The organism is Pantoea sp. paga (assembly GCF_007558755.1).
GTDB classification, from domain to species: Bacteria; Pseudomonadota; Gammaproteobacteria; order Enterobacterales; family Enterobacteriaceae; genus Pantoea; species Pantoea agglomerans.
Map to the genome: position 1 here is coordinate 734,493 of NZ_VLTF01000002.1, position 12,036 is coordinate 746,528.

Below are 12,036 nucleotides of genomic sequence, written 5' to 3' on the forward strand. Positions count from 1 at the left end.
GCAATGAAGATCAGAGTGAACGGGCTGCGACGCAGGCCGGATAGACGCTCACCAGGAAGTGACGCAGATGATCAAAACACCATTCGGCGTCATCCGCCTGCGGGCAATAGAACTGAATAGTGATCTTTTCATAATCGCGCTGACGCTGGCGCAGCGGCGACCAGCTCCAGTCGAGTACCGAGCGGGCATAATTGACCAGCGTCTCCGCGGGCATCTGATGCTGCTGCTCCTGCCCGGTCAGGTAGCGATAAAAGTTCGCTTCCAGCTGCAGCGCCTCCTCAAAGCCGTGTTGCGGCAGGTCGGGACGAAAAGCCACATCGATAAAGCCACAGACCGCATCTGCCTGCTGCTGCCAGTCGCAGGCCAGCGTCATAAACAGCCCTTCCTGCAGATTGATCTCCTCGACCAGCCGCCGCAGATTCACTGAATGCTTCAGCACCGCGATCTCCTCAAGACGACCGGTTTCCAGCGTCAGATCAAAGCCACAGGGATTCACGGAGCCATCCGCATTGCGGGTGGCGGGGAAGGGGAAGTCGATATAACCGTTGTTATCCAGACGCTTTTCCATCGGGGAGACCTGCTGCTTGACGTTTCCTGACAATAAACCATCTGGCAGCAGGATTCATCACTTATGGACAGGTCCAGGTGATTTGGGTGTCCTGGTAAGGGTTGATCAGGCGGAACTGCTTGTCTGACAGGCGCTGCGCGTAATAGCCCTCAGGCGTGACGGCGGAGGGAACATATTTAAAGCGATCCAGCGACTGCAGCGGGCCACTCTTAACGCTGACCTTATCCCGGGTCACGGTGAAGCTATTAACCAGATCAAAAATCACGCCCTGGGTCTGTCCCAAAGACTGACCATAAATTGTCGAGACCTCACCCGGACATTCCACCCCTTTCGGGCCAGATGAACATCCAGTCACCATCGCGATGAGGATAAAAATGCTGAGACGCATCATGATTTTCTACCTGCTTCAATCCCTGGGAGTTTCGTGGCGCAGAGTCTATCCTGCTGCGTCACTGATTACTTAATCATAGCAGTTTACGCTGCGCTTCCTGTTTGTGATTTGTTTAATCGTTAAGCAACAGGAATGTAAAAGGGTGACTTTGCTTATCAATAAACGTTATTCTTGGCTCCTTTGCGCACCACTTAGGCAAATTCAGGGATAAATGATGAACGAAGAAGAAGCAAGTCTAATGATTATTCGCCATGCGATTGACCAGTTAGAAGCCGATAAGAAGCAACAGGTGATCGCTTGTTCAGCGGATATACGTGCAGCAATGCAGGCTTATGATAGCGAGAATGCCGGGCTGGCACTGATGTTAGTGGCCGCCGAGGTAGCAGCCGAATAATCATATCCGGTCAGTGTGGCAGCCTGTTACGCTGGCCGGATTACTTTATTTTTTCTCAACTTTCAGATTTCTTCGCACGCCGATTCTATCTTTCAATGGTCTTGCTGTGGGTTACCCCGCGTCCCTTCTCTGTCCTGTGATGTGTTAAGCTAAAAAACCTCAATAAAATCAGCGGAGACACAGCATGAAGGCAGTATTAATTGCCCTGGGCCTGCTGGCCTGTCACATCGCACCCGCCTGGAGCGAGACGGAATTTCAGCTTAACTGTCCCGGCCGGACAACCATGACCGTTTCGCGTGCCGAATATGGTTTAACCACGTTAATGTGGCCGCCGGGGCATTTCCAGATTGCCGCCGGTCAGCAGCGTACCCGTTTAGAGGCGGGTGATAAGGTGGCGATTACCCGCTTTCGCAATGGCGATCAGCTGATTGTGAACCAGCGCAGCCAGGCGACCTTTTTTGTCTACCGCGACAGCGATAAACTGCTGCCCTGCAGCCGCAGCGAAAAACGCGATGTTGATGCGTTGAGCCTGGAGCGCTACGACGATCGTCAGCACTCCGACACTTAACCCCCGGAGCCACTATGCAACCCGAGATTACCGATAAGGTCACGACGCAGGATCTGGATGAAGTCAGGCTGGGTCTGACTGCGTTCAACAGCAAATATATTAATATTGATGAGATCAGATCGATCGGCGTGTTTATTCGTGATGACCAGGGCAGAAAGCTGGCCGGACTGACCGGATCAACCGCCGGAAACTGGCTGCGGATTGATATGCTGTGGGTGAGTGAGGCGCTACGCGGGCAGGGAGCGGGCAGCAAGCTGATGCAGGCGGCAGAGCAGGAGGCGCGTGATCGCGGCTGCCGCTTTGCCCAGGTGGATACCGCCAGTTTTCAGGCGCGGCCGTTTTATGAAAAGCTCGGCTATACGCTGCGCTTCAGCCTGGATAACTATCCGCGGCATCATCAGCGCCACTATCTGACGAAAGCCCTGTAATCAGAACAACGGTTGCTGACGCAAATCCAGCGGATGCTGTTCAGCTTCATCAATGGCGGCCAGCCAGCTCTGCAGCGTGACTTTTTTCCAGGAGAGATGCCCGCGCGTGGTACTCATGAGCACCACGTCGGGACGCAGGGAGCGGTAAAACTCCAGCGTCTGACTCAGCTCAGCCGGATTACTGTCCGGCACCAGCACCGTGATCCAGCGGTCATGCGAACGCGTCACGGTATCGCCAACAAACAGATAGGTCAGCCCCAGCGGCGAGGTGTAGAGATAGCTGCAACTGCCCGGTGTGTGTCCTGGCGTTGGCAGCAGATGGAAATCCCCGAAGTGCGTTTCCTGCTGCGAAAAGGTGTCATCAGGCTCAGCAAAACGGCTGATGGGGCCCAGCGATCGGCTATGGCAGTAAAGTGCGCTGCTGAAGCGCTGCTGGATCAGCGCCGCACCGGGCGCGGATTCATGCCAGTGGGTAAGATAGTGGCGGATCACGCCGCCGGTATCGGCCATGACTTCATGATCGAGCGGATTTTCTACGCGGCCAATCAACAGATTGCCGCGCGGGTGACGCAGCATAAAGCCATGCATCATCAGGTCATTAACGGCATCTTCCACCGGAAATTCCGGGGTTGAGATCCACAAATCGTCATACAACGGCTTCAATGTCGATCTCCTGAAACAAACGCTATTCCCGCAGGACGGGATGCCCGGTCGCCTGCAAACGGGCGTGGCCCTGGCTGACCGCTAATCGTGCGCTGGCACCCAAAGGCAGTGTTACGGTGTCAGCGGCATGACCAAAATCTAATCCACAAATCAGCGGCAGACCGGTGGTGTCACGCAGTCGCTGCCAGACGGTGCTGAAGTCAAACCCGTTGTCATATTCTGTCAGGGCTGTACTGGTGAAGCTGCCGGTGACGATCGCCCGCTGTCGCGCCAGAATGCCGCTCTGCTGCAGCTGAATCAGCATGCGTTCAATGCGGAACGGATGCTCATTCACATCCTCAATCACCAGAATGCCGTTCTCAAACTGCGGCATCCACGGCGTACCAATCAGTGAGCAGATCATCGCCAGATTCCCGCCCCATAGCGTACCCTGCCATTCGCCCTCATCAGGCGTTTCGCTTTGCCATGTCACCTCTACTGTAGGTGAAGTCAGTGCCTGCCAGAAGTGGTGAAGGGTAAATTCAGATAAGGTCGCGGCGCCGAAGTTACCGGCCAGCATCGGTGCGCTGAAGGTAATCAGGCCGACCTGCGCCAGCAGCGCCAGCTGAATCGCGGTGAAGTCGCTGTGGCCGCACAGCGCCAGCGGCTGATTCAGCAGCCGGCGTTGCAGGCCGATGTAGTCGATGGACTCCAGTAACCGGCTGGCGCCATAACCGCCACGCACCGCCAGCACCACATCGGGCAGCGTGCTGAGGCTGGCAAGCTGGTTAATATCCGCCAGGCGCTCCGCGTCCGTACCGGCGAAGCGCTGAAAACGGCGGGTGATCACCTGCTCGTTCTCTACCTGATGGCCGGCCGCACGCAGTCGTGCAATGCCCTGCAGCGCCGCAGGCTGATTGTGACAGTAACCGGAGGGGGAGATAAGACGAACTGAACGTGAAATCATCATACTTTCCTGCTGTTAGCGCCTGACTGACGGCGATGATGGCGAAAAGCGCCGCTGAAGTCACGGTACGCGCCGCATTTTCATGCATTTAGGATAAACGGTAATTTTGCTCTCAGGCTGCCTGGGTATGATAGCATTCGCCACAACAGCTACGAGATGAAAAATTGCTGAAAATCCGACACCTTATACTCTCAGCGTTACTCCTGACCGGCTGTGCCAGCGAGCCACCGCACCATGCCGTTAAGCAGCGCAACACGCCGTTAACTCAGGCACCGCCGTCCAGCGTCAATGGCACCTGGGCGATGTTTACCGAAGATGCCGCCAGTCATTATGGCGTTGATGAGAAGTTGATCAGCGCCATTATCAGTGTCGAGTCGGGTGGAAATCCGGGCGTGGTGAGCCGTTCAAATGCGGTGGGGCTGATGCAGATTAAAGCTTCGACCGCCGGGCGCGAAGTCTATCGCACGCTGGGCCGTCGTGGTCAGCCATCGAATGCCGAGTTGCGCGATCCGGCCAAAAATATTGATATCGGCACCGCCTATATCCGCATTCTGCAGAACTCCGCGCTGTCGGGCATCCGCGATCCGCTGACCCTGCGCTATGCCACCATCGTCTCTTATGCCAACGGCGCAGGGGCGTTACTGCGGACCTTCTCCAGCGATCGCGATCGGGCCATTGCGATGATCAATGCCATGTCACCGGATGAGTTCTATCAGCATGTGCAGAACAAGCATCCGGCGGCGCAGGCCCCGCGCTATCTGTGGAAAGTCACCACGGCTTACCGCACTATCTGACCGATTGTGATTAGTCCTGCGGCGTGAGCAGTAGCCGCGCCGTGGGATAGTCGATGATCAGCACCTTGATATAGCCGCCCAGCAGCGCACCGCGAATCGCCTGCGCTTTCTCTCTTCCGCCTGCCAGCCCGACCACCTGTGGACACTGTTTTACCTGTGCCAGCTCCATACCAATCACCGGATCTTCTTCTGCTTTCAGTACCGGCTGTCCGCAGGCGTCGAAATAGTGCAGACAGATATCGCCTACCGCACCGCGCGCTGCCAGCGTTTGCAGCATCCTGCCATCGTAGTAGTTGCCCGAATTACGTAACAGTGCCGACGGCTCCAGATCGCCAATGCCGACAATCGCCAGATCGACCTGCTCAAATTTACTCAGTACCTCGGCGACCTCCGCGTTGGCAGAGAGCCGCTGGCGATCGCTGACCGAATGCTCAATCGACTGGGACGGCAGCAGCCAGGCGGGGCAGTTCAGCAGCGCCGCCAGATTTTGCGTCAGAATCGTGGCCTGCACATTGCCGTTAGCCCCGACGCCACCCAGCAGCTGGATCACCCCTTTGCAGGCGCTGTTGAGCGGATGCAGCGCATCCACCATCGCCCGGATTGTGCCGCTCCACGACGAAATACCAATCAGCTCATCGTTTCGCAGTCGGGTCTCCAGATAGTGAGCGGCCGCCGATCCAATCGCCTGCTTAATCTGCAGCGGCGACGCCTGATCCGGCACATCCACCACAATCGCCTGCGGCAGGTTATAGGTCTGCTCAATGGCCTTTTCCAGCTCAGGGTAGACGTTGGCTGGTGGCACCACGCTGATCTTGACCACACCTTCTTTCACGCTGCGATTAAGAATGCGTGAGACAAACGACTGCGATAGGGTCAGCGACTGCGCAATCTCTGACTGCTTCAACCCTTCGACATAGTAAAGGGTGGCAATCTTTACCATCAGTCGCTGTTCATCCTGTTTTGCCATCGGTTTTTCCCTCTCTGATTCTGCCCGGTATTGTTAACCAGGATGATCAAAATCACAACGCAGGCTAATTTGTGATCGTTTTCGCTTTTTGACGATCGCGCATTGGACGGCACGTCAGCGCGGGCGCATAGTCATTATGCATATAAAATCGCATGTGAATATATATTCAAGCGGAGAAAATAATGACTCGTCCTCTGATCAAACTGACCCTGCTCGCATCGATGCTCGCCTTTTCAGCGACCGCGCTGGCGGCAGAGCAAGGCCTGCTGGCGATTATCACCCCATCCCATGACAACCCGTTCTTTAAAGCCGAGGCGGAAGGGGCCTTAGCGAAAGCCAAAGAGCTGGGTTACGCCACGCTGGTGGCGTCGCACGATGATGACGTAAACAAGCAAAATCAGCTGATTGAGACCGCGATTGCGCGCAAAGCGAAAGCGATCATTCTTGATAACGCCGGGGCCGATGCCACCGTCGGGCCGGTGCAGAAAGCCAAAGATGCCGGGATCCCGACCTTCCTGATTGACCGGGAGATCAACAAAACCGGCATCGCGGTGGCGCAGATCGTCTCTAACAACTATCAGGGGGCGCAGCTGGGCGCGGAGAAATTTGCGAAATTGCTGGGCGGTAAAGGGGACTATGTTGAACTGCTCGGCAAAGAGTCTGACACCAACGCGGGCGTGCGGTCGCAGGGCTATCACGATGTGCTGGATGACTACAGCGACATGAAAATGGTGGCTCAGCAGAGCGCCAACTGGAGCCAGACCGAAGCCTTCAGCCGCATGGAAACCCTGCTGCAGAAACATCCCAACATCGTGGGCGTCATCTCCGGTAACGACACCATGGCGCTGGGTGCCGAAGCCGCGCTGAAAGCCGCCGGGAAAACATCGGTAATCGTGGTGGGCTTTGATGGCAGCGACTACACCCGCGATTCGATCCTCAACAAAGGCAATATTAAAGCGACAGTGCTGCAGCCGGGCTGGGATCAGGCGCAGATGGCGGTCACGCAGGCGGATTACTATCTGAAGAACGGCAAAGCGCAGAAACAGGAGAAGCAGCTGATGGACTGCGTGCTGATTGACGACAGCAACGCCGCTAAGCTGAAAAACTTCAACCTGGCGCAATAACCATGAAACGGATGCTGGCGGTATTGACCGGTATGGCGCTGCTCAGCGCCTGCACCGTGGTGGATCTGGATGCGGACGGTAAGCCGATCCTGCCGAAGGATCCACACGCGAAACCCAGCTATACCACCCAGACACCGCAGCAGATTGCGGAAGAGACCTGGCAGCCGCGCGTGATGACCACCGCGAACAGCCATGCGCTGAGCTGGGCCGACATGGAGGCGAAAAGTCAGACGGTCAAACCCGGCGGGCGCGAAAGCGTCTTCGTGCGAGCCGGGGGTACAGCCAGCGCCTTTGATGAGAGTAACCCGCGTGAACGCACGCTGACACTGATGATTAACGGCAAGCCGGTGGCGGTCAGTATCGGGCCGGTGCTGCGCAGTAACGCTATACGGGATGCCGCCGGATTCCGTTTCGAAGAGTTTACCAATCAGGTGCAGTACGCCCAGCTGACCCGGGCGCTGAACCGTCACGCGGTGAAGCAACTGCCACCGCTGGATGCCAGCTGGGTCAACCAGCCGGTGCAGGCGCTGCTGGCCGTAACCATCGGGCAGAACAGCGTTGATGATGTGGTAGCGGTTGAGCTGAAGCGGGGGACGCCCTGATGGACGATGAGATCATTCTGCGGACCGAACAGATATCGATGCTGTTTCCCGGCACGCTGGCGCTGGATCGCGTCGACTATCGGGTCTGGCGCGGCAAAGTTAACGTGATCATCGGTGAGAATGGGGCGGGCAAATCGACCCTGATGAAAATTCTGGCCGGGGTACAGCAGCCCACGGCCGGTTCGCTGTTCCTGAATGGCGAGCCGCTGACGCTGAGCAGCACCCGCGACGCCGCCCGGCACGGCATCGGCATGGTGCACCAGGAGCTGAATCTGTTTGAGAACCTGACGGTGGCTGAAAACCTGTTTCTGGGCCGGGAGATCCAGCGCGGCCTGGCCCCGATCAACGAGGCGGAGCAGGCTCGCCGCACCGCCGCGCTGATGGCGCGCCTCGATCAGCCGATTTCACCCCATGAGCGGGTCGGTAATCTCAAAGTGGGTCAGCAGCAGCTGGTCGAGATTGCCAAAGCGCTGGCGGAAGATGCGGACATCCTGATCCTTGACGAGCCGACCTCGGCGCTGAGCAAAACCGAAGTGGAGATCCTGTTCCGGGTGATCCGCGACCTGACGCAGCAGGGCGTTACCGTGATTTATATCTCCCACCGGCTGGAGGAGCTGATGGCGATTGGCGACGTGATCACCATTCTGCGCGACGGGCGCTTCCAGGCAGAAGCGCCGGTCAGCAGCATCGATGTGCCGTGGATCGTGCGTGAGATGCTGGGCAGTGAACCGGTTACCACCTTCCTGCCGGAAGCGCGTGAGTTTGGCGCGCCGGTGCTGGAGGCGCAGCACATCACCTGCGTCAGCCCTAATGGCAATACCCTGGTGGATGACGTCAGCTTTCAGGTGCGGGCCGGGGAAATTGTCGGGATTTACGGGCTGATGGGTGCGGGTCGCACCGAGCTGTTTGAGTGTCTGCTTGGCAGTCAGCGCCACTATCTGGGCAAGCTGTGGCTCGACAGCAAACCGCTGCCGACCCGTCTGCCCACCGCCGACCGTATCCGCATGGGTATGAGTCTGGTGCCGGAAGATCGCAAACGCGCCGGGATTTTCCCGGTGTCATCGGTCGCCAGTAATCTCACCATCGCCAGCCTGTGGCGGCGTCTGTCGCATCGCTTTGCCATTGCCCATCAGGCGGAGCAGCAGGCGGTAAGCCAGACGGTGGGTAACCTGGCGATCAAAATCTCCTCGCCGGACGTGGCCATTAGCGCACTGAGTGGTGGCAATCAGCAGAAAGTGGTGATTGGCCGCGCGCTGCTGACCAATCCGCGTCTGCTGCTGCTGGATGAGCCGAGTCGCGGCATTGATGTCGGCGCAAAAGCAGAGGTGTTTCGCATGATGGTGGCGCTGTCACAGCAGGGCATTGCGGTTCTGTTCTCCACTTCGGACCTGAAAGAGATTATGGCGGTAGCCGATCGCATCCTGGTGATGTCGGGCGGCAAACTTACGGCTGATCTTCCCCGCGACCAGGCGGAAGAGGCAGCGCTGGTGAAAGCAAGTGCGCAGGGGTTCTGAGCATGAAAAGCAATGACAGCGTCGCGCTGACCACACTTCCGGCTAAGGCGTTCAGTTCACGTGAAAGCATTCTGCTGCTGCTTCTGAAGCTGCGCACTTTTATTGCGCTGATTCTGATCGTCGGCTTCTTCGCCATCACCGTGCCGGACTTTCTCGCCACCGGCAGCCTGGTGATCATGGTGAAACACATCGCCATCAACGCCTTTCTGGCGCTGGGCATTACCTTTGTCATTATCACCGCGGGAATTGACCTGTCGATTGGGGCGACGCTGGGACTGTGCGGCATGATCGCTGGCTGGCTGATTACCAAAGGCATTGTGCTGCCGATGTTTGGCATCGCTATTTTTCCCAGCGTCTGGGTAATTGTGCCGGTGGTGCTGCTGATCGGCGCGCTGATTGGCGCGGGCAACGGCTGGATCATTACCCGCTACAACGTGGCACCCTTTATCTGCACCCTCGGTACCATGTACATCCTGCGCGGCGCGGCGATGCTCACCTCCGGCGGCGAGACCTTTCCTGGTCTGCAGGGGAACCCGCTGCTGGGCAACACCGGTTTCGATCGGATCGGTGCCGGAACCTTTCTCGGGCTGCCCTACGCCATCTGGATGATGGTGGTGCTGGCGCTGGTGATCGCCTATATCGCCCGTCGCCTGCCGTTTGGCCGTCAGGTCTATGCCATCGGGGACAATGAACGTGCCGCTGAACTGTCAGGTGTGAAAACCCGGCAGGTAAAAATTCTGGTCTACACCCTGTCGGGATTCTGCGCGGCGATTGCTGGCATCGTGGTCTCATCGCAACTGGTCGCCAGCCATCCGGCTAACGGCACCGCGTTTGAGATGAATGCCATTGCCGCCGTGGTGCTGGGTGGCACGTCGCTGGCGGGCGGACGCGGCACCATCCTCGGTACGCTGATTGGTGCGTTCGTCATCGGCTTTCTGGCGGATGGCCTGATTATGATGGGTGTCAGTGAATTCTGGCAGATGGTGATCAAAGGCATCGTGATTATCATCGCGGTAATTATCGATCAGACCCAGAGCCGGATGCAGCAGAAGGCGGCCGTGGTGGCTCAGAAAGCGTTAATCGAGGAGGGGACACCGGCAAAACCCTGACGGGGAAGTGCGTGGAACCAGACAGGGGGAGCCGCTGTGTGATTCCTGGCAGCGGACGGCCCGGACGGCCTGCCCGGTTTAGCGGGCAGAGTAGCGAACAAAGGGCGGTTCAGTTTATTAGCCCCTTTTTTCAGGCACAAAATTTTTTAACCAACGTGAATATATATTCATAATCGATTTAAAATTCAGAGGTAGTGTATGAATCCTTTCAATCTTCCGGTCGATGACCTTGAGCGCCGGGCGCGGGCAATCCGCCGCCGCATCATCCAGCTTAACGCGGGCAGCCCGGCAGGCGGTCATACCGGCGCTGACCTGTCACAGGTAGAGATCCTTACTGCGCTCTACTTCCGCATTCTGAACTGCGCCCCGGATCGCACAGACGACGATCAGCGTGACATCTATATCCAGTCCAAAGGGCACGCGGTGGGGGGCTATTACTGCGTACTGGCGGAAGCGGGCTACTTCCCGACCGACTGGCTGGCAACCTATCAGCATGCCGACTCGCATCTGCCTGGCCATCCGGTACGGCAGAAAACGCCGGGCGTTGAGCTGAACACCGGCGCGCTGGGTCACGGCCTGCCGGTGGCGGTGGGCATCGCTATCGCGGCGAAAAAAGATAACAGCCCGCGCCGCATCTTTGTGGTGACCGGCGATGGTGAGCTGGCTGAAGGCAGCAACTGGGAGGCGGCGCTGGTGGCGGCGCATTACGGCCTCGACAACCTGATCATCATCAATGACAAAAACAAGCTGCAACTGGCGGGCGCGACCCGCGACATCATGAACACCGATCCGCTGCCGGAAAAATGGCGCGCCTTCGGGCTGGAGGTCACCGAATGCAACGGCAATGAGATGGCGGCGGTGGTCGACACCATTGAAAACCTGCCGAAGAACGGCAAACCGCAGGTGATTGTGGCGCATACCGAGAAGGGATTTGGCGTCTCCTTTATCCAGAGCAAGGCGGAATGGCATCACCGGGTGCCGAAAGGCGAAGAGATCGCACTGGCACTGGAGGAACTGAAAGATGAGTAATGCACAACATTTAGCAAGCGTCATGGTCACGGCCTTTATCGACGCGGTGAATCGCGGTGTGGATCTGGTGCCGGTGGTAGCCGACTCCACGTCGACGGCCAAAATCGCCCCCTTTATCAAGGCCTTTCCCGACCGGCTGATTAACGTCGGCATCGCTGAGCAGACGCTGGTGGGCACGGCGGCCGGCCTGGCGCTGGGCGGCAAAGTCGCAGTGACCTGTAACGCTGCGCCGTTTCTGGTGTCACGCGCCAATGAGCAGGTAAAAGTCGACGTCTGCTACAACAACACCAACGTCAAACTGTTCGGGCTGAATGCCGGGACCAGCTATGGCCCGTTAGCCAGTACCCATCACAGCATTGATGACATCGCGGTGATGCGCGGTTTCGGCAACATCGAGATCTATGCGCCGTCCTGCCCGCTGGAGTGCCGTCAGATCATCGATTACGCCCTTGAGCATGTCGGGCCGGTCTATATCCGTCTGGATGGCAAAGATCTGCCGCAGCTGCACGAAGAAAGCTACCAGTTCAGGCCGGGCGCGATCGACCTGTTGCGTGAAGGCAGCGACATCGCACTGGTGGCGATGGGCTCAACGGTTCACGAGGTGGTTCACGCCGCTGAGCAACTGGCTGAGCAGGGCATTTCAGCCGGTGTGATCGCGGTTCCATCGATTCGACCTTGTGATACCCAACAGCTGCGCAACCTGTTAAATCACTACCCAGCGGTGATTACCGTAGAGGAGCATAACGTTAATGGCGGTGTCGGCAGCCTGGTGGCCGAAGTGCTGGCGGAAGGCGGCTGCGGCATCCCGCTGTTGCGGCTCGGCATTGCAGATGGGGAATATGCGATTGCCGGCGATCGCGCCTCTACCCGCGCCCATCATGGCATTGATGCCAGTAGCGTGGTGAATAGTGCAGCGCGCATCTGCGCAGGAGCATAAAT

Annotated in this window: 15 protein-coding genes; 10 read left to right on the forward strand and 5 right to left on the reverse strand. The window is 57.9% G+C overall.

Features of this window, described 5'->3' with window-relative positions; translation table 11 throughout:
* Positions 1 to 10: 10 nt before the first annotated feature.
* Together FOV68_RS09145 and FOV68_RS09150 are read right to left on the reverse strand one after the other, a co-directional pair.
* Positions 11 to 568, reverse strand: a complete 558-nt coding sequence (locus tag FOV68_RS09145; protein WP_033786040.1) for a hypothetical protein — start codon at positions 566 to 568, stop codon at positions 11 to 13.
* A 61-nt stretch (positions 569 to 629) separates the two neighbouring features.
* On the reverse strand, positions 630 to 959 hold the full coding sequence (locus FOV68_RS09150) for a hypothetical protein (protein WP_031593460.1): 330 nt from the start codon (positions 957 to 959) through the stop codon (positions 630 to 632).
* A gap of 214 nt (positions 960 to 1,173) precedes the next feature.
* On the opposite strand from FOV68_RS09150, the gene FOV68_RS09155 reads away from it, so the two are divergent.
* The 3 genes from FOV68_RS09155 (at position 1,174) to FOV68_RS09165 (ending at position 2,349) form a co-directional block, all read left to right on the forward strand.
* The gene (locus FOV68_RS09155) at positions 1,174 to 1,353 is read left to right on the forward strand and encodes a hypothetical protein (protein ID WP_010246220.1); all 180 of its coding nucleotides are present in this window, start codon (positions 1,174 to 1,176) and stop codon (positions 1,351 to 1,353) included.
* Positions 1,354 to 1,537: 184 nt separating this feature from the next.
* Complete coding sequence (locus tag FOV68_RS09160; protein WP_022625837.1) at positions 1,538 to 1,921, forward strand: hypothetical protein; 384 nt, start codon at positions 1,538 to 1,540, stop codon at positions 1,919 to 1,921.
* A 14-nt stretch (positions 1,922 to 1,935) separates the two neighbouring features.
* Complete coding sequence (locus tag FOV68_RS09165) at positions 1,936 to 2,349, forward strand: N-acetyltransferase (RefSeq protein WP_010669877.1); 414 nt, start codon at positions 1,936 to 1,938, stop codon at positions 2,347 to 2,349.
* On the opposite strand, the gene FOV68_RS09170 is transcribed toward FOV68_RS09165, so the two are convergent.
* Together FOV68_RS09170 and ldcA are read right to left on the reverse strand one after the other, a co-directional pair.
* Positions 2,350 to 3,012 carry an MBL fold metallo-hydrolase gene (locus FOV68_RS09170; RefSeq protein WP_010246210.1) on the reverse strand — a complete coding sequence of 221 codons (663 nt, stop codon included), beginning with the start codon at positions 3,010 to 3,012 and terminating at the stop codon, positions 2,350 to 2,352.
* A gap of 22 nt (positions 3,013 to 3,034) precedes the next feature.
* Entirely contained in the window at positions 3,035 to 3,958 is a 924-nt protein-coding gene (gene ldcA / locus FOV68_RS09175) for a muramoyltetrapeptide carboxypeptidase (RefSeq protein WP_010669878.1), read from the reverse strand.
* Between the two features lie 164 nt (positions 3,959 to 4,122).
* Between ldcA and emtA the strand changes: the two genes are divergently transcribed.
* The gene (gene emtA / locus FOV68_RS09180; RefSeq protein ID WP_010246204.1) at positions 4,123 to 4,752 is read left to right on the forward strand and encodes a membrane-bound lytic murein transglycosylase EmtA; all 630 of its coding nucleotides are present in this window, start codon (positions 4,123 to 4,125) and stop codon (positions 4,750 to 4,752) included.
* A 10-nt stretch (positions 4,753 to 4,762) separates the two neighbouring features.
* Here the strand turns inward: emtA and FOV68_RS09185 are convergent, their stop codons facing one another.
* On the reverse strand, positions 4,763 to 5,719 hold the full coding sequence (locus tag FOV68_RS09185) for a sugar-binding transcriptional regulator (protein ID WP_031594568.1): 957 nt from the start codon (positions 5,717 to 5,719) through the stop codon (positions 4,763 to 4,765).
* A gap of 182 nt (positions 5,720 to 5,901) precedes the next feature.
* Here FOV68_RS09185 and FOV68_RS09190 point away from each other — a divergent pair, with 182 nt between their 5' ends.
* The 6 genes from FOV68_RS09190 (at position 5,902) to FOV68_RS09215 (ending at position 12,034) form a co-directional block, all read left to right on the forward strand.
* A complete protein-coding gene (locus FOV68_RS09190) occupies positions 5,902 to 6,843 on the forward strand; it encodes a D-ribose ABC transporter substrate-binding protein (protein ID WP_143990646.1) in 942 nt (313 codons plus the stop codon).
* A 2-nt stretch (positions 6,844 to 6,845) separates the two neighbouring features.
* Positions 6,846 to 7,445: a DUF2291 family protein gene (locus FOV68_RS09195; protein WP_143990647.1), complete on the forward strand. Its 600-nt coding sequence runs from the start codon at positions 6,846 to 6,848 to the stop codon at positions 7,443 to 7,445.
* A complete protein-coding gene (locus FOV68_RS09200; RefSeq protein ID WP_069026090.1) occupies positions 7,445 to 8,959 on the forward strand; it encodes a sugar ABC transporter ATP-binding protein in 1,515 nt (504 codons plus the stop codon). Before FOV68_RS09195 ends, FOV68_RS09200 begins: the two co-directional genes overlap by 1 nt.
* 2 nt (positions 8,960 to 8,961) lie before the next feature.
* On the forward strand, positions 8,962 to 10,068 hold the full coding sequence (locus FOV68_RS09205; RefSeq protein WP_010246189.1) for an ABC transporter permease: 1,107 nt from the start codon (positions 8,962 to 8,964) through the stop codon (positions 10,066 to 10,068).
* Between the two features lie 198 nt (positions 10,069 to 10,266).
* Positions 10,267 to 11,097, forward strand: coding sequence for a transketolase (locus FOV68_RS09210; RefSeq protein WP_033771478.1), 831 nt, complete (start codon positions 10,267 to 10,269; stop codon positions 11,095 to 11,097).
* Positions 11,090 to 12,034 carry a transketolase family protein gene (locus FOV68_RS09215; RefSeq protein ID WP_010669881.1) on the forward strand — a complete coding sequence of 315 codons (945 nt, stop codon included), beginning with the start codon at positions 11,090 to 11,092 and terminating at the stop codon, positions 12,032 to 12,034. Before FOV68_RS09210 ends, FOV68_RS09215 begins: the two co-directional genes overlap by 8 nt.
* The last annotated feature ends 2 nt before the right edge of the window (positions 12,035 to 12,036 follow it).